Annotated in this window: 21 protein-coding genes; 14 read left to right on the forward strand and 7 right to left on the reverse strand. The window is 63.8% G+C overall.

All coding sequences use genetic code 11. The features are described from left to right. Window positions 1-9: 9 nt before the first annotated feature. Window positions 10-1,035, reverse strand: coding sequence for a LacI family DNA-binding transcriptional regulator (locus FJ972_RS20730; RefSeq protein WP_140494255.1), 1,026 nt, complete (start codon window positions 1,033-1,035; stop codon window positions 10-12). A 181-nt stretch (window positions 1,036-1,216) separates the two neighbouring features. Here FJ972_RS20730 and FJ972_RS20735 point away from each other — a divergent pair, with 181 nt between their 5' ends. The 7 genes from FJ972_RS20735 (at window position 1,217) to FJ972_RS20765 (ending at window position 7,068) form a co-directional block, all read left to right on the forward strand. Beyond that, a complete protein-coding gene (locus FJ972_RS20735) occupies window positions 1,217-2,248 on the forward strand; it encodes a Gfo/Idh/MocA family protein (protein WP_140521639.1) in 1,032 nt (343 codons plus the stop codon). Window positions 2,249-2,250: 2 nt separating this feature from the next. Further along, window positions 2,251-3,156 (forward strand): sugar phosphate isomerase/epimerase family protein, encoded by a 906-nt coding sequence (locus FJ972_RS20740; protein ID WP_181173468.1) that lies wholly within the window; start codon window positions 2,251-2,253, stop codon window positions 3,154-3,156. 85 nt (window positions 3,157-3,241) lie between these two features. Next, entirely contained in the window at window positions 3,242-4,249 is a 1,008-nt protein-coding gene (locus FJ972_RS20745) for a substrate-binding domain-containing protein (RefSeq protein WP_140521635.1), read from the forward strand. 85 nt (window positions 4,250-4,334) lie between these two features. Further along, window positions 4,335-5,132 (forward strand): ATP-binding cassette domain-containing protein, encoded by a 798-nt coding sequence (locus FJ972_RS20750; protein WP_140515800.1) that lies wholly within the window; start codon window positions 4,335-4,337, stop codon window positions 5,130-5,132. Next, window positions 5,129-6,172 (forward strand): ABC transporter permease, encoded by a 1,044-nt coding sequence (locus FJ972_RS20755; protein ID WP_140521633.1) that lies wholly within the window; start codon window positions 5,129-5,131, stop codon window positions 6,170-6,172. The genes FJ972_RS20750 and FJ972_RS20755 overlap by 4 nt, the downstream gene beginning before the upstream one ends. A gap of 220 nt (window positions 6,173-6,392) precedes the next feature. Beyond that, on the forward strand, window positions 6,393-6,620 hold the full coding sequence (locus FJ972_RS20760; protein WP_140494264.1) for a DUF4160 domain-containing protein: 228 nt from the start codon (window positions 6,393-6,395) through the stop codon (window positions 6,618-6,620). Further along, the gene (locus FJ972_RS20765) at window positions 6,613-7,068 is read left to right on the forward strand and encodes a DUF2442 domain-containing protein (protein WP_181173469.1); all 456 of its coding nucleotides are present in this window, start codon (window positions 6,613-6,615) and stop codon (window positions 7,066-7,068) included. Before FJ972_RS20760 ends, FJ972_RS20765 begins: the two co-directional genes overlap by 8 nt. Before the next feature lie 140 nt (window positions 7,069-7,208). On the opposite strand, the gene FJ972_RS20770 is transcribed toward FJ972_RS20765, so the two are convergent. The 3 genes from FJ972_RS20770 to FJ972_RS20780 are packed head-to-tail and all read right to left on the reverse strand — an operon-like array spanning window position 7,209 to window position 10,831. Continuing rightward, window positions 7,209-8,348 (reverse strand): alanine racemase, encoded by a 1,140-nt coding sequence (locus tag FJ972_RS20770; RefSeq protein WP_140521629.1) that lies wholly within the window; start codon window positions 8,346-8,348, stop codon window positions 7,209-7,211. Continuing rightward, the gene (locus FJ972_RS20775) at window positions 8,345-9,637 is read right to left on the reverse strand and encodes a D-arabinono-1,4-lactone oxidase (protein ID WP_140521627.1); all 1,293 of its coding nucleotides are present in this window, start codon (window positions 9,635-9,637) and stop codon (window positions 8,345-8,347) included. The genes FJ972_RS20770 and FJ972_RS20775 overlap by 4 nt, the downstream gene beginning before the upstream one ends. Window positions 9,638-9,649: 12 nt before the next feature. Continuing rightward, window positions 9,650-10,831 (reverse strand): MFS transporter, encoded by a 1,182-nt coding sequence (locus tag FJ972_RS20780; RefSeq protein ID WP_140521625.1) that lies wholly within the window; start codon window positions 10,829-10,831, stop codon window positions 9,650-9,652. 126 nt (window positions 10,832-10,957) lie between these two features. Between FJ972_RS20780 and FJ972_RS20785 the strand changes: the two genes are divergently transcribed. The 3 genes from FJ972_RS20785 to groL all read left to right on the forward strand — a co-directional run bounded on the left by FJ972_RS20785 (window position 10,958) and on the right by groL (window position 13,998). Beyond that, window positions 10,958-11,584 (forward strand): TetR/AcrR family transcriptional regulator, encoded by a 627-nt coding sequence (locus tag FJ972_RS20785; protein ID WP_224519165.1) that lies wholly within the window; start codon window positions 10,958-10,960, stop codon window positions 11,582-11,584. A 392-nt stretch (window positions 11,585-11,976) separates the two neighbouring features. Then, complete coding sequence (groES, locus tag FJ972_RS20790) at window positions 11,977-12,273, forward strand: co-chaperone GroES (protein WP_006203049.1); 297 nt, start codon at window positions 11,977-11,979, stop codon at window positions 12,271-12,273. A gap of 69 nt (window positions 12,274-12,342) precedes the next feature. Further along, window positions 12,343-13,998 carry a chaperonin GroEL gene (gene groL / locus FJ972_RS20795; RefSeq protein ID WP_140494274.1) on the forward strand — a complete coding sequence of 552 codons (1,656 nt, stop codon included), beginning with the start codon at window positions 12,343-12,345 and terminating at the stop codon, window positions 13,996-13,998. A gap of 100 nt (window positions 13,999-14,098) precedes the next feature. On the opposite strand, the gene FJ972_RS20800 is transcribed toward groL, so the two are convergent. Continuing rightward, window positions 14,099-14,710, reverse strand: coding sequence for a TetR/AcrR family transcriptional regulator (locus tag FJ972_RS20800; RefSeq protein ID WP_140494276.1), 612 nt, complete (start codon window positions 14,708-14,710; stop codon window positions 14,099-14,101). A gap of 144 nt (window positions 14,711-14,854) precedes the next feature. Here FJ972_RS20800 and FJ972_RS20805 point away from each other — a divergent pair, with 144 nt between their 5' ends. The 4 genes from FJ972_RS20805 (at window position 14,855) to FJ972_RS20820 (ending at window position 17,077) form a co-directional block, all read left to right on the forward strand. Further along, window positions 14,855-15,817 carry a zinc-dependent alcohol dehydrogenase family protein gene (locus FJ972_RS20805; protein WP_140522160.1) on the forward strand — a complete coding sequence of 321 codons (963 nt, stop codon included), beginning with the start codon at window positions 14,855-14,857 and terminating at the stop codon, window positions 15,815-15,817. A gap of 36 nt (window positions 15,818-15,853) precedes the next feature. Then, a complete protein-coding gene (locus FJ972_RS20810; protein ID WP_140494280.1) occupies window positions 15,854-16,300 on the forward strand; it encodes an OsmC family protein in 447 nt (148 codons plus the stop codon). A 17-nt stretch (window positions 16,301-16,317) separates the two neighbouring features. Further along, on the forward strand, window positions 16,318-16,692 hold the full coding sequence (locus FJ972_RS20815) for a nuclear transport factor 2 family protein (RefSeq protein WP_140494282.1): 375 nt from the start codon (window positions 16,318-16,320) through the stop codon (window positions 16,690-16,692). 106 nt (window positions 16,693-16,798) lie between these two features. Continuing rightward, the gene (locus tag FJ972_RS20820) at window positions 16,799-17,077 is read left to right on the forward strand and encodes a hypothetical protein (protein ID WP_140494284.1); all 279 of its coding nucleotides are present in this window, start codon (window positions 16,799-16,801) and stop codon (window positions 17,075-17,077) included. A 100-nt stretch (window positions 17,078-17,177) separates the two neighbouring features. On the opposite strand, the gene FJ972_RS20825 is transcribed toward FJ972_RS20820, so the two are convergent. After that, entirely contained in the window at window positions 17,178-17,789 is a 612-nt protein-coding gene (locus FJ972_RS20825) for a LysE family translocator (RefSeq protein WP_140494286.1), read from the reverse strand. 77 nt (window positions 17,790-17,866) lie between these two features. Continuing rightward, the gene (locus FJ972_RS20830) at window positions 17,867-18,250 is read right to left on the reverse strand and encodes a YkgJ family cysteine cluster protein (RefSeq protein ID WP_140521623.1); all 384 of its coding nucleotides are present in this window, start codon (window positions 18,248-18,250) and stop codon (window positions 17,867-17,869) included. Window positions 18,251-18,253 lie beyond the last annotated feature (3 nt).

Below are 18,253 nucleotides of genomic sequence, written 5' to 3' on the forward strand. Positions count from 1 at the left end.
AACGTGTGGTCAATCACTATCGCGCGCCACCAGTTCCAGCGGCCAGACCTCGCGAATGATCTCTGGCCCTTTCGCGCCGGCGAAAGCCGGGAGCGAGGCGAGCAGGATTTCGCCGAGCCGCCGCCCCATCGGGTCAAGGCTCGGACGAAAGCCGGTCAGCGCCGGCGAGAAATAACGGCAGAGCGGCGTGTCGACGATGACGATCACCGCGACATCCTGCCCGGGCTTGATCCCCATTTCGGCGAGCGCTTTGCAGCCGCCGAGCGCCATCGAGTCGTTGTTGAAGATAATCGCGGTCGGCGGATCCTTCGACCGCATGACTTGCGGTGTCACCGCGTAGCCACCGGCTTCGTTGATAAAACCGTCCACAATCAGGCCGGGATCGACTTCGATGCCGTGCCGCCGCAGCGCCTTGCAATAACCCTCCAGAAACAGATAACCGAAATTCAGGTCAAGCGACGGCCGGATGGCGGCGATGCGGCGGTGGCCACGCGCAACCAGCCGGTCGACCGCATCGGCGCCCGCCTTCTCGAAATCCAGATCCAGAGAGGGATAGCTGTCGTCGCCGGACCGGCTTCGGCCGAGCGTCGCGAAGGGAAAGCCGGCCTTGCTCAGATAGTCGATGCGATCGTCCTCGCGCCGCGTCCAGGCCAGTACGACGGCATCGGCACGACGCGTCTCGACGACGCGGCGCAGCCGCTCCTGTTGATAATCCGCCGGCGCGCCCATGACGATGATCAGGTCCAGCCCGCACTCGGCCAATGTCGCTTGCAGTCCGGTGAGGAACGGAATGAAGAACGGCTCGCCATACTGCTGGTCGCCCGGATGCGGCTGCAGCATGAAAGCCACGGCATGGGTGGTGCCGCGGCGTAGGTTCCTGCCCGAGTGGTTCGGTGAATAATTGAGCTTCCGGGCCGCCTCGAGCACGCGCTGGCGTGTCTCGGCGTTCACGTCGGCGCGCCCGTTAAGCGCGCGCGAGACTGTACCGATCGAAATGTTCAGGTGCCGCGCAAGATCGTGAATGCTGGACGCCAAGACCTCCCCCTCCTGCTTCTGGCTAGCACCAGCCGGTCGTGCGGCCAAGGCGTTTCAGAGCCGACGGTACAAATCCGATTGACAATATATGCCATCGGGTGTGTCATCGTAAACGTTTACGGAAGTCATTTACGGACTGCCGTGGGTGCCAGCCAGGAGGGGTTGGCCGGAGGAGCGCTGGATGATGCACGTCGTCCTGGTCGGGTGCGGAGCCATGAGCAAAACCTGGCTCGAGGCCATCAGCCAATCCCCTGCCGTCAAGATCGTCGGTCTCGTCGACCTCGACGCCGACAGGGCGCGCCAGCGGGCACGCGAATACGACCTCGCTGGGGTCGCGATCGGGACCGATCTCGACGTCGTTCTCTCCCAGACCAGACCCGATGCGGTGTTCGACGTGGTCGTGCCTGCCGCCCGTCGCGCCGTGGCGAATTCGGCCTTTGCCCATGGCTGTCATCTGTTGACGGAAAAGCCGCTGGCCGACAGCCCGGACAATGCGCGCGCCATCATCGACGATGCGCGGCGCGCGCGACGCGTCCATGCCGTGGTGCAGAACCGCCGCTACGTCGCCAACGTCCGGCGCATCCGGCGCTTCCTCGGCTCCGGCGCCATCGGCGCTGCGACCAGCATCCATGCCGATTTTTTCATTGCGCCGCATTTCGGCGGTTTCCGCGAAGGCATGCGCCATGTGCTGCTGCTCGACATGGCGATCCATACATTCGACGCCGCCCGCTACATGGTCGATGGCGAGCCGACCGAAGTGTATTGCCGGGAATGGGAGCCGTCCAATTCCTGGTACCGGCAGGGATCGTCGGCAAGCGCCACCTTCGAGCTCGGCCAGGGCAAGATGTTCACTTACCGCGGCAGCTGGTGCGCCGACGGTTTTCGCACCAGTTGGGAAGGCAGCTGGCGCATCGTCGGCGAACGCGGCAGCCTGACCTGGGATGGGCATGACGAGTTGAAGGCCGAAGCCGTGCTGCCGGAACGCGAAGGCCTGCTCGACAAGGTCGTGCCGGTAGCGGTGCCGCCGCTCGACCCTGCCGACCGCATCGGCGGGCATCTCGGCGTCATGGAAGATTTCGTCCGCGCCGTGGAAACCGGCACCGAGCCGGAGACGCGCGGCGCCGACAATATCAAGAGCCTGGCCATGGTTTTCGCGGCCATCGAAAGCGCCGAGACCGGGCGCCGGATCGAAATCCCCAGGCAGGAAGGATGACCATGGCGGACCCGCTTCTCGACATCAGGATCGGCACCATGGTGCGGGCCAATCTCGAAGATCCGGCCGCCTATATCAGGCAGATCCTGCCGCTCGGTTTCGAGAGCGTCCAGCCCTTCTTCTGGCAGACGCTGGGCGGCAAGGACCTAGGGCGGCTCGCAGGCGAGATCCGCGACGCCATCGGCGATGCCGATGTCAGCGTCAGCTCGATCGGCGTGTTCGGCAATCCACTCGAGAGCGGCGACACCGACCGCGGCGTGCTCAAGGCCTGGGAAACGGTGATCGACAGCGCGCATCTGTTCGGCACCAATCTGGTCAGCGGTTTTACCGGCCGCATCCGCGGCAAGCCGCTGACCAACAGCCTGCCGCGCTACCGCGAAGTCTGGGGCGAATTGGCCAAACGCGCGGCCGACAAGGGCGTGCGCATCGCCTTCGAGAATTGCGCCATGGATGGCAACTGGGCCGCCGGCGACTGGAACATCGCCCATAATCCGGACGCCTGGGAACTGATGTTCAACGAATTGCCGGATGAGAATCTGGGTCTGGAATGGGAGCCCTGCCATCAGTTGGTCTATCTGATCGACCCGATCCCGCAGATCCGCAAATGGGCGCCGCGCATCTTCCATGTCCACGGCAAAGACGCGACGGTGCGCTGGGATGTCATCCGCGAGCACGGCGTCTTCGGCCGCCTGCCCTTCGTGCAGATGCGCACGCCCGGCTTCGGCGACAGCGACTGGACGCGGGTGATCAGCGAATTGCGGCTGGCCGGATACAAGGGCGCCATCGACATCGAAGGTTGGCACGACCCGGTCTATCGCGACGATCTTGAAATGACAGGCCAGGTCCGCGCGCTGGAATACCTCCAGCAATGCAGGGGAGGCCCGAGCTACCTGCCGAACCCGACGTGAGGATTGGCCGGCGGGAGGAGCCGGACGGGATTGCCGAAGCAGATGTCGAAACCCTCGCTCGCGAGGACAAAAGGGAGGAACGTGCATGAGCATCGCCAAGAGAACGACACTTCTGCGCACGACCGTGGTGGCGACCGCCACGGCGCTCGCCGCCGCCATCTCCATCTTGCCGGCACAGGCGCTCGACGCGCAATGGTGCAAGGACGTCCACATCCGTTTCTTCGTCGGCGGCGCCGAGGGCGACGCTTTCGGCACCATTGTCTACAATGGCGCCAAGCAGGCTGCGGCCGATCTCGGACCGAAAGTGGATTACATCTTCTCAGGCTGGGACATCGAAAAAATGGTCCAGCAGCTGCGCGAGGCGGTCGCCGTCAAGCCCAACGGTATTGCCATGATGGGCCACCCCGGCGACGCCGCCATCATGCCGCTGGCCGAACAGGCGCATAAGGACGGCATCAAGATGATGTACCAGAACGTGCCGGTGCCGACGGTGGTGACGGCCTTCGGTGGCGGCTATGTCGGCGCGCAGCAGGAACAGCAGGGCCGCGCGCTCGGCGCGGAAGCCTTCAAGCTGGCCAAGCTCAAGGCCGGTGACAAGGCGATCATGATCGGCCCGTTCGAGAACGAGAGCCGCGGCGCCCGCGAGCGAGGAACCGTCTCCGCCTTGAAAGAGGCCGGCATCGATGTCGTTCAAATCAATTCCGCAACCGAATGGGCAGCCGATCCGAATCTGGCGATCCCGGTGATCACCGCCGCCTTGCTCAACAACCCCGGCGTAAAGGCCGTCGGCTACCCCGGCGGGCAGATGCTCGGCAACGTCCAGACCTATATGACGGCGGCGGGCCGGAAGCCGGGCGACATCTTCAATTTCGGCTTCGACACCAGCCCGCAGATCGTGGAAGCCTTCAAGGGCGGCTGGGTGCAGCTGACCGCCGACCAGCAGCCGTTCATGCAGGGCTATCTGCCGATCCTCAGCCTCTGCCAGCAAGTGGTGCTGGGGCTGGCACCGATGAATGTCGATACCGGCGCCGGCTTCGTCACGCCTGAGAATTACAAGATCGTCGCCGAACTGGCCAAGCAGGCACTGCGCTGACCTCCCAAGCCGCCGGCCGGGGGCTCAGGCCCGGCCGGCGGGACCGCCGGCGAGGGCCGGTATGCGACAAGCAAGCGAGGACCCGATGGCCGAACGCATCATCGAACTGCGCGACATCACGAAATCCTACGGCCAGGTCTATGCGCTTGGCGGGGTCAATCTCAGCGTCGACCGCGGCGAGGTGGTCGGACTGATCGGCGACAATGGCGCCGGCAAGTCGACGCTGATCAAGATCCTCGCCGGCGCGGTCAAGCCGACCAGCGGCGAGATCCTCGTTCGCGGCAAGCCGGTCACCGGCTGGAACGCGGCGCGCTCGCGCGACGCCGGCATCGAGACCGTGTTCCAGGACCGGGCGCTGGCCGTGCAGCAGACCATCGTGCGCAATATCTTCATGGGACGCGAACTCACCGGCTTCCTCGGCTGGCTGAAAGTCGGCACCGAAATCAGGGAGGCGAGCCGGCTTATGCGCGAGATCGGCTTCACTTCGAAAGTGTTCACGCCGCAGTCCGTCGTCGGCCAGCTTTCCGGCGGCGAGCGCCAGGGCGTGGCGATCGCGCGCGCCATCTACAAGCAGGCCGACCTGATCATCCTCGACGAGCCGACAACGGCTCTGTCGCTGACCGAAACCGCCAAGGTCTTCCACTTCGTGCGCCAGGTGCGGGCGAGCGGGCGCTCGATCCTGTTCATCGGCCACAACATCCACCATGTCTTCGACATCGCCGACCGTTTCGTCGTGCTCGATCGTGGCACTGTGGCGCTGCAGGCCGACAAGCGCGACATCAAGTCGGCCGACACGCTCGTCAATTTCATGGAAGACCTCGCGCATCCCGGCGGACTGCCCGGCTTGGGCGAAGCCCAGCGCGCGGAGGACACAAGGCCATGAGCAACATCGCCGAGCCCAATCGCCAGGCTCCCTCGCCCCATACCGAAATGGGCGAAGCGGCGTGGAAGCACCCGTCGGATCATTTGCTGCGCGGCTTCGTTCTCGACAATCGCGCGGCGCTGGGCACGCTCGGCGTTTTCGTGGTGATGATGGTCTCCTTCACCATCGCCAATCCGACGGTGTTCACCACCTGGTTCCTCTACAGCTCGGTGCTGACCACGCTGCCGGTGGCGCTGTTCGTGGTCGTGCCGCTGGTCTTTGTCGTTACCGCCGGCGAAATCGACCTGTCGTTTCCGGCGACGATGGGTTTTGCCTCCTGGGTTTTCGCGCTGGTCGTTCAGGCCGGCTACGATCCCTTCCTCGGCATCGTCGCAGCACTCGCCACCGGCATGCTGCTCGGCTTCCTGGTCGGCGTGCTGGTCGTCTATGGCAGCCTGTCGTCGCTGATCGCCACGCTCGGCATGAACTTCCTGCTGCGCGGGCTGATCCAGATCATCAACGAAGGCAAGTCGACCGCGCTGCCGACGCTCGGGCAAAGCTGGACCTATACGATCTTCTCCAGCCAGGTTTACGGGATTCCGGTACAGATCCTGTGGGCGCTCGCCTTCGTCGTGTTCGCCGCGCTGCTCTACAACCGCCACCGCTTCGGCGCGCAGGTGAAGGTGGTCGGCGACAATCCCGACAGCGCCCAGCAGATGGGCATCGACGTCAAGCGGGTGAAGGTCAAGGTGTTCGTCTTCGTCGGTATCGGGGCCGCGATCGGCGGCACCTTCTCGACGATGATCAACTTCACCTGGTGGCCAACCGCCGGCGACGGCTATCTGTTGCCGGTGCTGGCTTCGGTGTTCGTCGGCGGCACGCCGACCTGGGGCGGCATCGGTACCGTGCTTGGCGGCGCCATCGGCGCGCTGACGGTGGCGTTCATCCAGACCGGCGTCGTCGCCGCCGGCCTCAGCGGCTTCTATGTGCAGTTCTTCAACGGGCTGATCATCATCCTGTCGCTGCTCGGCCACCGCTGGAACCAGGCGCGCTACCGCTGAAACGCTGCCCAGGGCCGGCCGTTCGGCGCGACCGTCCGAGCTCAATCCGGTAGCGACAACGGCGGCCCCGCGGACGAGAACGCAGGGCCGGGTCGCCGATTTGCGTCATGCGCAATATCGATCAAACTGGCATGAAATGCGACGCTTTGGGTGCACCCAGTGCACTTTCGCTTGATTTAGTGCACCCTCTGCATTAAATTTGGCGCGATGGAACAGCCACATGCCCACTTTGAAGGTTCTCGACGGCATCAAGATTCAGGTCTTTGCGGATGACCATAACCCGCCTCACTTTCACGCGTTGAAGGGTGAGTATGAAGTCCTGATCAGGATTGGCTCATGGAACGTGTTGCGTGGCCAAATGCGTCGCAAAGACCTCGATGCCGTAATCGCTTGGGCTAACTCGCATGAAGAGGAGTTGCGCAATGAATGGACCCGCCTCAATGGTTGACGATATCGTAACAGTCGGCAATCCGCTCCCCAGGATCGCCTCGGTCACCATGATTGATGGCCGCCGCGTGCGCATCACCTGGCGAGACGGCCGCTCCAAGACGGTTGACCTGAATCCAGTGTTGAATAGCCATCGACACTTCATTCCGCTTCGCGACGATGACGAGCTGTTTGGAACCATGCGGGTTAACGAAGACGGCAATGCAATCGAGTGGGACGGGGGAATCGAGTTGTCAGCCGAATGGATCGATACCCTGCCCTCAATTGGTATGGAGAACCGGGAATTCCGCCATATCATGGACGATCTGCTGAAATTCTCGCTTGAGGGGATGGCGCTCCAGTTGGAAATCTCCAGGCGCCAAATTGCCAACTATAGAGGATCGACACCGATCCCCAATTCAATCGCGTTGGCTACTCGATATCTCGCCGAGAAGGCCGGTCAACGATGACCCCGTCTGGAGGCGGATAGGCTCGCTGACTGTTCCAAGCATGCGGCTGCTGGCCGCCAGCGCATCGTGGCTTTGGGTTGACGGTCGGTCTGTTACATCGAAGCGTCTGGTTTGGCCTCATCATAACGAGGCACCATGCCCTACCCCATTGGCAGCGCGGGCCAGCGGTCCACGAGCCTGTCGCCCGAAAAGACCGCGATCGATCCGAACTGCTGCAGCACCGCCTCGCTTTGCGTCGGACGCAGGAAGGCGTAGTCGCCTGACCTGGTGGTGGCATCGCCGGGCAGGCCCATGAACTGCTGGTTCGAGGAAAGGCCAAGCAGGCCATTGGTCTCCATGCCTTCGGGAAACACCGGTTCGGCCATCCATTTGCCGCCATAGAGATAGCAGCCCTTGCGCGGAAACCGGCCGATCGTCTGCAGCAGGCGGGTGACCGCCGGCGGGCCTGGCAGCATCGGCTCGACCACCTTGAGGATAGGCGTGGCGATGAAGGCCGCGGGCTGGAAGCCGTCGAGGCCGGGCGTGTCGAAATCCCCGGGCAGCACGAAGGCCGACCCGATCGACACTTCGTTGGCCATGCCGCCACGATGAAGCAACGCGGTCTTCGAGCCGCCGATGTTCAGTGTTCGGCGCTGGTCCTCGCCGAGAGCCGCGATGAACGCCGCGGCCCGCTGCGACGCCTCTGCCAGCGCCTTTTTGGGACCGCCGAACAGACCGGGAATGTGCGGCGCGTGCGCCTCGTAGGCCATGACGCCTTCGCAGCGCAACCGGGCGGGCAGCACGTTCAATGCCTTCGACAGCGCGCGCGGTTCCGGGAACCCGCCCCGATGCAGCCCGACATCGATCTCGAAAGCGATGCGCAACCCGATGTCCAGTTCGGCGGCCAGAGCGCCGTATTCCGCCAGTCTCTCCTCGCTGTCGATCAGCCAGCAGATACGCGACCAGTCGGCGGTACTGCTTGAAATCGCCTGCTTTGCCGCGCCGACCGGCATCGGCTTGCCGTAGAGCATGTCGGCATCGGGAAAAGCGTCGAGCACCGCGCTTGTGATCGGCGGATGAAACGTCATGAAGCGATGGGTGCCGAGCGCCCCGGCGATGTGCGAAAGCAGCGGCAGGCAAGCAAGCGACTTGTCGACCAGCCGCACGGCAAGGCCGGGCGCCAGTCTCTGCTTCACCAGGTCGATGTTGCGGTCCAGCCGGTCGCGGTCGAGCACGAGACAAGGCTGAAAGACGCCGGCCGCCCTCAACGCATCCGACAGCGCGGTGAAATAGCCGCTCATTGGCCGATGCCGAACAGGCCGGCCATGTAGGGCGAGACGAAACGGTTCTCGGGATCGATGTCTCCCCGAACGGCCATGGCATCATCCCAGCGCGGATAGAGCTTTTTGAGATCCGCCGCCTTTAGGCTGTGCATCTTGCCCCAATGCGGCCGGCCGCCATGCCTGCGGAAGATCGGCTCGGCCGCCCGCATGAAGGGCTCAGGGTCGTTGGCGGCATCGTGGTGAATGGCGATCGAGCAGGTCAGACGCTTGTAGAAGGGCGAAAGCCAGAACATGTCGGGTGCCACCGAGCGCACCTCCATCGGAAAATAAACTTCCGGAAAGTGCTTCTCGGTCAGCTCGATGATCTGCGTGATCACCTTCGGCCCCTCCTCGAAGGGCAGATGATACTCCATCTCGTTGAACTTGGTCTGCCGGTCGCTGGCATAGACGTTGAGCCAGTCCTGCACATAATCCTCGGCCGGCACTTTCTTCACGGCGCCGCGGATCAAGGAGCGGCGCAGCCATGGCAGCCGGCGCAGCGCCCTGCTCAGCTTGCGTAGCGTCGCCAGGCCGGCCTCGTCCTGCTCGGTAGGCCTGGTGGTCGGGTTCGCGTCGCTGAGGTCGCTGGCGATGAACTGCGCGTAGCCGGAAAACGGGATGTAGTAGAATTCGGCCGACCGGTGCGCGGCCATCATCGTCTCGAAATCGCGCAGCATGTCGGCGATCGGCAGCACCCACTTGCGGCGGCGCAGCCGGTAGGTCGCGATGTTGTTCAGCGTGACTTCGCTCAAGATGCCGAAGGCGCCGAGAGCGACCCCCATCGCATGGATCATATCCTGGTCGCGGGTCCGATCGAATTCGCGCAACTCGCCCCGCCCGTCCACGATCTGCACCGTCTCCAACTGGGTGTGATAAGCGCCCAGCGTCAGCCCGGAACCATGGGTGGCGGTGCCCAGCGCGCCGCCGATCGCCTGGCGGTCGATGTCGCCCATATTTGGCAGGCCCTGGCCGATGCCGTGCAGCATGTGCATTAGCGGGCCGAGCCGGGTCCCTGCCCGCACCCGCGCGCGATGGCTTTGTATGTCGTGCGAGACCAGCCCCTCGATCTTCTCCAGGGAAACGATCGAGCCTTGCGATGCCACCAGCGCCGTGAAGGAGTGGCCAGCACCCGCCACCCGCAGCGGCCCAGGTGCCGTGCGCACCAGATCGGCAAGCTCGCCGGCGTCGGTTGGAGTGGCGATCAGCTTCGGCTCGGCGCGCACGAAGCCCGACCAGTTGCTCCAGTTCCGCGCGGTGATCGTCGACATCCAGCCGTCCCGTCAGACGCGCCGACGGCGCATAGTGGCCACGAACAGGCCAAGCAGGGCCACGCTGGCAAACGCGCTTGCCGCGGCGAATTCCGGCACGGGCCGGAAATCCTTGCCATTGATGAGCAGCGACGCCGCCACCGGCCCGATCGCCAAGCCGAAGAGCTGTGCGGCCGGCACCAGCAGCACGGCGGTACGCGTCTCGTCGGCCGTGATCGCCAGCCGGATCTGATAGGGTACGATGAACAACAGGATGAAGCCCATGACCAAGGCGGCGATCCAGAATGTCGTCAGGCCAGGTGCGCTGGCAAGAACAAGGGAGGAGACCAGCGCGACGGCACCGATGGCCGTAATGGCAATGCGGTAATCGATGCGCGCCTCGAACACGGTCGCCGTCATCGCGCCCAGGACCTGCGTCGCCAGGCTGGCCGAGACGATCAGACCGACGGTCCAGCTATCAATCCCATATTGCGCACCGAGCGGTTCCAGGAAGGCCCAGATCGCGCCGAAGAACATGAAGTAGCAGAAGACCGACAATAGCGCGGTGATCGACGGAACCGTCAGCACATTGGCCAGGTTCTCCTCTTTCGGCAGGTCGGCGTAGTCACCGGGTACGGTGAAAGCGGCCGCCAGCGAGACGACGCAGACGACGGCAAGCACGATGAAGCCGCCGGACGACCCCGCCTCGGGAATGACATAGAGTGCCAAAAGCAGAGCGAGCGCACATTGCGCCAGGGTCTGCAGCGTCACGAAATAGCCGCCGATGCGCTCCGCCCGGCGCGAACGGGCGATCAGTTCAGTGGCGATCGCGACCAGGCCGCCCTCAGCCAGCCCGGCGATGGCGCGGGCGGCGATCAGCGCATTGGCGCTTGCGGCATGGGCGGTCCATACATTCGCCAGGGCCAGCAGGATCAAAAGGACGGCGCTTTTCCAGCGCATGTTGCGCGCGGAAAGCAGCATCGCCACCACGGCTGAACCGATGGCGATTGCGATCATCTCCGCCGTGGCGACCAGCGCCAGTTCATCGCCGCTGACATGGCCCTCGGTGTAGAGCGCGCCAAGCAGCACGGGCTGAAGCCCGAGGATCAGCAGCCCGACCGAGCCGATCCATAATGCGGAGCCGAGCTCGACGCCGGTCGGGTTGCCGACCAGCCAATCGCCATTTTCCGCTTGTACGGCTTGCGTCGCAGTCACGAGGCGCCTCCCAACGTCCTTGCAGCGCGATAAAAAAGCTGACAACTTGTCAGCATTACGAAACTGATACTTGATCATGTTTCTTGTCAACCGGGAATTTTGAAGCTCTCGCGAGAGATTGGGCGCATGGCAGAAGCAAGCCGGATGGCGACGGCGCCGAGGCGCAGGCCCAAGCAGGAGCGGAGCCGCGAACGCATCGACGCGATCCTTTCGACGACCATGCGGCTGATCGGCGAAAAAGGCATCGACGCGGTGACGATGAAGGAAGTGGGCGCACTGGCGGGCGGACCGATCGCCACCGTCTACCATTATTTCCCCAACAAATCGGCGATCCTGGCGATGCTCTATGAGCGCTTCTCGGAGGAAAGCCGCGCACGCTTCGGCGAGATCATCGCCGAAATAAGTGGGCTTGAGGACGTGACGGCTGCCGCGGACCGCATGATCGAGGACTATTACCGGCGCGTGGCCGACGACCCGGCCATCCAGGATCTGCAGAACGCGATACAGGCTGACAAGGCGCTGCAGAACCTCGACATTGCTGAGACAAGGCACCAGGCCAAGATGTTCTGCGACCACGTCGCTCCGATGCTGCGGCCCGACCGGCGCGAAGACTTCGCGCGCGTGGTGTTCCTGATCTTCCAGCTTGCCGGCGGCGTCGTGCGGCTAGCGCTGACGCAGGACGAGAAGGAAGGCCGCCGCACGATCGACGACTACAGGTCCATCATCCATACGCAGCTGAGATTGTTTCTGTAGTTTTCGGCGGCGGCTTTCGCGCCCCTCTCCCGTGACATCGACACGTCTTGCGTATCGAAGTATCGGGCGGCAGGATCTCTGACCGATAGCGGCAGAGCACCCTCCGCGCCTTGTTTTGCCGTCGATTGCGGGAGGAACCGGCGCATTTCGCATGAAAGGCCAGCGGCAACTGGCACGTTCTGCGAGCGGGCTTTCGCGGAAAACAAAATTTCGCGCCGCTGCCCGCTCGCGCGCGCCTTGACTCTCGCCAGCCAGCAGCCTATTTCACCGCCACGTTAGCACTCGCCCTGGGTGAGTGCTAACCACAGGTCCGGTACCGCCGGGCTTTGTAGATTGTCCGGCTTCGCCGGACGGAGGAACTGTTTCTCACCGTTCTCATCGAGGAAGAAAACATGGCAAAGTCGAAGTTCCGCCCGCTTCATGACCGCGTGGTCGTACGCCGGGTCGAATCCGAATCCAAGACCGCCGGCGGGATCATCATCCCCGACACGGCGAAGGAAAAGCCGCAGGAAGGCGAGATCATCGCCGTCGGCTCCGGCGCCCGCGACGAAGCTGGCAAGCTCGTGCCCCTGGACGTTAAGGCTGGCGACCGCATCCTGTTCGGCAAGTGGTCGGGCACCGAAGTCAAGCTCAATGGCGAAGACCTTCTGATCATGAAGGAATCCGACATTATGGGCATCATCGGCTGAATATCGGCCTTTCCATCAACTGAATCTTAAATCTTCGGGCTCGATCCGAGCCCCTGCCAGGAGTTGAACATGGCTGCCAAAGACGTAAAATTCTCCCGCGACGCCCGTGAGCGCATGCTGCGCGGCGTCAACATCCTCGCCGACGCGGTGAAGGTCACGCTCGGCCCCAAGGGCCGCAACGTCGTCATCGACAAGTCGTTCGGCGCACCGCGCATCACCAAGGACGGCGTCACCGTCGCCAAGGAAATCGAACTTGAGGACAAGTTCGAGAACATGGGCGCACAGATGGTCCGCGAAGTCGCTTCGAAGACCAACGACATCGCCGGCGACGGCACCACGACCGCGACCGTTCTGGCGCAGTCGATCGTCCAGGAAGGCCACAAGGCGGTTGCCGCCGGCATGAACCCGATGGACCTGAAGCGCGGCATCGACCTGGCCGTGACCGAAGTGGTCGCAGCTCTCGGCAAGGCCGCCAAGAAGATCAAGACCTCCGAGGAAGTCGCCCAGGTCGGCACCATCTCGGCCAATGGCGACGAGTCGGTCGGCAAGATGATCGCGGAAGCGATGCAGAAGGTCGGCAACGAAGGCGTCATCACCGTCGAGGAAGCCAAGACCGCCGAGACCGAGCTGGAAGTCGTCGAAGGCATGCAGTTCGACCGCGGCTATCTCTCGCCCTACTTCGTCACCAACCCCGATAAGATGGTTGCCGATCTCGAGGACGCCTACATCCTGCTCCACGAGAAGAAGCTCTCCAACCTGCAGGCCATGCTGCCGGTCCTGGAAGCGGTCGTGCAGACCTCCAAGCCGCTGCTCATCATCTCGGAAGACGTCGAAGGCGAGGCCTTGGCCACGCTGGTCGTCAACAAGCTGCGCGGTGGCCTGAAGATCGCCGCCGTCAAGGCTCCGGGCTTCGGTGATCGCCGCAAGGCCATGCTGGAAGACATCGCCATCCTCACCGGTGGCCAGGTCATCTCCGAAGACCTCGGCATCAAGCTCGAGAATGTCGGCCTCAACATGCTCGGCCGCGCCAAGAAGGTGTCGATCTCGAAGGAGAACACCACCATCGTCGACGGCGCCGGCAAGAAGGCCGAGATCCAGGGCCGCGTTGCCCAGATCAAGCAGCAGATCGAGGAGACCACCTCGGACTACGACAAGGAGAAGCTGCAGGAGCGTCTGGCCAAGCTCGCCGGCGGTGTTGCCGTTATCCGCGTCGGCGGTGCGACCGAAGTGGAAGTGAAGGAAAAGAAGGACCGCGTCGATGACGCCCTCAACGCGACCCGCGCGGCCGTAGAAGAAGGCATCGTTGCCGGCGGTGGCGTGGCCCTGCTGCGCGCTTCGGGCAACCTCAAGGCCACCGGCGTCAACTCCGACCAGGCCGCCGGCATCAACATCGTTCGCCGCGCACTGCAGGCCCCGGCCCGTCAGATCGCTGCCAACGCCGGTGCGGAAGCATCGATCGTTGCTGGCAAGATCCTCGAGAACAAGGGCGCGACCTTCGGCTACAACGCCCAGACCGGCGAATATGGCGACATGATCGCCATGGGTATCGTCGATCCGGTCAAGGTCGTGCGTACGGCTCTCCAGGACGCGGCCTCGGTCGCCGGCCTGCTGGTCACCACCGAAGCCATGATCGCGGAGGCTCCGAAGAAGGAGTCGGCTGGCGGCGGCATGCCTGGCGGCATGGGCGGCGGCGGCATGGGCGGTATGGGCGGCATGGACTTCTAATCCAGCCATCTGCTTTATGCATGCGGAAAGGGCGGCAGCGATGCCGCCCTTTTCTTTGCACATTCAGGCTTTGCTTCAGCGTAGTCGGTTGGAACCAGCGTCAGACAGCAGTGCTCTCCGCTTGCCGCGTCGCCTTGCCGGCGAGGACTGCCTGCTCGATCAGGGTAGCCACCTCATCGGCCACGACGTTGATCGATGAGCGATCGCGGGTGGCGCGGGCAATCACCATCAGGCCTTCCAGCGAGGACTCGACCAACAGCGCCAGCGCCCGTGCGCGGCGCTCGACCACCCCTGCCCTGACAAACGCCTGGCGCAGCAGGCCGATCCACTGCTCGAAAGCGGAGCGGCAGATTTCCTCCAAGTCCGGCACGTCGTTCGGCGCATCGAGCACGACCGGCGCGATCGGGCAGCCGAGCGAGAATTCGTTGTCCTCCAGCATGCGAGCGACCGACTGGTAAATGTGGTGAACGGCAACCGCCGGATCGCTTTCCGCCGCCAGCTCGGCGCCAAGCCTCTCAGTCACCTCGGCCACGCTGGCGCGCGTCACTTCGACGACCAGCTGATCCTTGCCACCGGGAAAGTGGAAATAGAGCGAGCCGCGCGGGGCGCCGCTGGCGCTCAGTATGTCATTGAGCGAAGTGCCGTGATAGCCGCGCCGCCTGAGCAGCAATCCGGTCGTTTCGAGTATGCGGGCTCTCGTATCGTTCGCCATGTCAACCTCTGTCAGGAGAGATCCTTATAAGCCTTGCCAGAAATATGACAACTGGTCTACATAATATGTAGATCAGTCTATATAATCGAGAGCCGAAATGCGCAGCTATCGTCTTGAGGGTTGGGCGGAACCGAATGTCTGGTGATGCGGGAAGAGGTGCGACCGGAGCCAAGTCCCCAGGAGATCGTGGTGCGGGTGCGCGCCACCTCGCTCAACCGACGCGATACGATGATCCTCAATGGCACCTACCCCCTGACACCGCGCCGCGGGATCGTTCCGCTCAGCGACGGCGCCGGCGAGGTCGTCGCCATCGGCGATGATGTCACACGCTTTGCCGTCGGCGACCGTGTCACCGGCAGCTATTTCGCCCGCTGGATCGATGGCCGCATCAATGCCGGACTGATCGACCAGCTCGGCTGCACGCTGGATGGCATGCTCGGCGAGTACGCCGTGCTTGACGAGCAATGGGCGGTGCGAGTTCCCGAGCATCTCGACTGGCGCGAGGCGGCAACGCTGAGCTGCGCCGGCCTGACAGCCTGGAACGCACTGACCGGGGCGGAGATTCCCAAGCCCGGCCAATGGGTTCTAGTCATAGGCTCGGGCGGCGTCTCGCTGTTCGCGTTGCAGTTCGCCAAGCTGCTCGGCTGCCGCGTCGTCGCCGTCACCTCTCGCGCCGAGAAGGTCGGCAAGCTGCGGGCGATGGGGGCCGACCTCGTCGTCTCCTCGACCGACATGCCGGAATGGGGGGCGATGGTGCGTGGCGAAACCGGCGGTATCGACCTTACCGTCGAAACCGGCGGCCCGCCGACCTTCGCGCAGTCGCTGATCGCCAGCGCGCTTTATGGGCGCATCGTGCTGCTCACCATTCAGGATGCGAAGGGCGCAACGGTGCAGATCCCCGGCGCCGTCTATCAGCGCAGCCTCGTCACAATCGGCCGTCTGTTCGTCGGCAGCCGCGCAAACCTCGAAACGATGCTCAACGCCGTCTCGGCGCACCGGTTGAGACCGGTCATCGACAAGGTCTTCCCCTTCGCCGAGGCCCGCGACGCCTACCGCTATTTCCAGCAGGGCGACGTCTTCGGGAAGGTCGTCATCGACGGAGCCTGATCTTTCATATCGATCGAACCAGAAGGGAGAACAGCAATGACAATTCGTGAAGCTTCGGCCGAGTGGCAAGGCACGCTGAGGGAAGGTTCAGGCCGGCTGCGGCTCGGCAGCGGTGTGTTCGAAGGCGCCTATTCCTTTCCGTCGCGTTTCGAGAACGGCCCCGGCACCAACCCGGAAGAACTGATCGCGGCCGCGCATGCCGGCTGTTTCTCGATGGCGCTGACCTTCATCCTTGGCCAGGGAGGTCATGTTCCCCGGGACATCCGCACCATCGCCAGGGTGCACCTCGGAGCGACCGAGGCCGGGCCGACCATCACCCGCATCGACCTTGAAACGGCGGTGGAGGTCACGGGGCTCGCCGAAGACCAGTTCGAGCGCCTTGCCCAGTCCGCCAAGGCGAGCTGTCTCGTTTCGCGCGCGCTGGCCGGCGTGGCCCAGATCAACCTCAAGGCGACCCTCGTGGGTACCGCCGCGCAACAATGAATCAGGAGAAGTACGAGATGAGCAGCATCATGGACGGTCATCCAGAGTCGCGGCGGACAGCCGAGATCATGCGGCGCTTCAACGATGTGTTCCAGTTGCACGATCCGTCGGCGCTTGCCGAGTTGGTGGGCGAGGACTGCGTGATTGAAAACACCGTGCCGGCACCGGACGGTGCGCGCCATGCCGGCAAGGCGGCCTGCGTCGGGCTATGGACGGCGATCGCGACCCAGCCCGGCACGCGCTTCGACATCGAGGAGACCTTCGTCGCCGGCGAGCGGGCGACGATCCGCTGGCGCTACTGGATGGCGGACGGCAATTCGCTGCGCGGCGTCAATCTGATGCGCGTCGAGGGCGGGCGGATCGTCGAGGCGATGGGCTACGTCAAGGGATAGGCCGGCTTCACCATATGAGTTACACCTAATACACATCGGTTTGTGCTAGGAATAGAGTCCGACCGCCATTCGACGATCGAGAAAGACCATAGGGAGGACTAATGTCATGAACATCAGAACCGCCTGCTTTGGAGCACTCGCGTTGACCGTTCTCAGCGGCACGGCACTTGCCGGAGCGCTCGACTCGCCCAAGATGATGGAACCGTTCTTCACCGATGCGAGCATGAAGACGATGAAATCCGACGCCGAGATGAAAGCCGCCTGGGCAAAAATGTCCAAGGACGACCAAGCCATGATGATGAAGGAATGTCAGGATGCGGCGATGAGCAAGCCGTATGCCCCGTTCTGCGAAAAATTGAAGGCGCTCGGCGGCGCGAACAAATGATTGCCGGCTAGTCCGGAGTTGAAGAACAAAAGAAGGCGGGCCAAGGCTCGCCTTCTCATTGTTCGGCATCGATTTCGTGCCAAGGCGAGGCGAACGAATTCTACCTGTCCGCCAGCGCAAGCTTGGCGCCGAGCATGACGAAAGCGCCGGCGAACGTGCGGCGCATCCAGGTCAGCACCCTCGGCCGCGACGCGACATGGCTGCGGATCGAGGCGGCGAAGATGCCATAGCCGACGAAGATGACGAAGGTCAAAAGCATGAAGACGCTGCTCAGTTCCAGCATCTTCGACAGCGCGTGCGGCTCGGTCGTGCTGACGAACTGCGGCAGGAAGGCAAAGAAGAAGATCGACAGCTTCGGGTTGAGCACATTGACGAGGATGCCTCTCGCAATCACCTTGCCGGTGGAGCGCGGCGCGACATTGTCCTCGACGTTCAGACCACCCCTCTCCTTCAGCGTGTTCCAGGCCATGTAAAGGAGGTAGGCGACGCCCAGATATTTCAGCGTCTCGAAGGCGACCGCGCTGGTGTGCAGGAGCGCGGCGAGGCCGGTGATGGCGGCAGCCATATGCGGGATGATGCCGAGCGTGCAGCCGAAAGCGGCGACGATTGAGGCGCGGGCGCCGCGGGAAAGCCCGGCGCTCAGCGTGTAGAGGACGCCGGTGCCGGGCGAAGCCACCACGATCAGCGACGTCAACAAGAATTCGATGCTCACGATTTGGTCCTCCGCTGTGCTGCCCGGCGGGCAGCGTAGCAGCGAAATCCCCGCGCACAAGCCGCGGCGCCGTCAGATCAGAGGACAGGCAGCCCGTGCGCCCGACGCGCCATCAGGCAATCCTCGTCGCCGGGCATGCAGGCGCGGCAGACATCCGGGCGCAGCTCGTAGATGCCGCAAGCGGTTGCCTTGCCCACTTCGCCACAGAGGGCCGAACAGCGCGGGCCCTCGCAACGCATACCCGACAGATCGGTCGCGACATACTTGTCCGGGATACGGTCGAGGTGCGCGTCGTCCTCGGTGGAAAAGCGCGGCCACTCGGCCGAGTAGGAGCAACAGGCGCCGCAGCTCTGGCAATCAAATGCCGGGACGGTGCCTCGTTGCGACGATGAAAGGCTGGCTGCGGCCACCGGGTTGAACAGCCCCTGCGCAGCAGGATTGCGGTCGGCGTCTTGCGGCAAGGC

Origin of the sequence: Mesorhizobium sp. B2-1-1, assembly GCF_006442975.2 — a bacterium.
Lineage (GTDB): Bacteria > Pseudomonadota > Alphaproteobacteria > Rhizobiales > Rhizobiaceae > Mesorhizobium.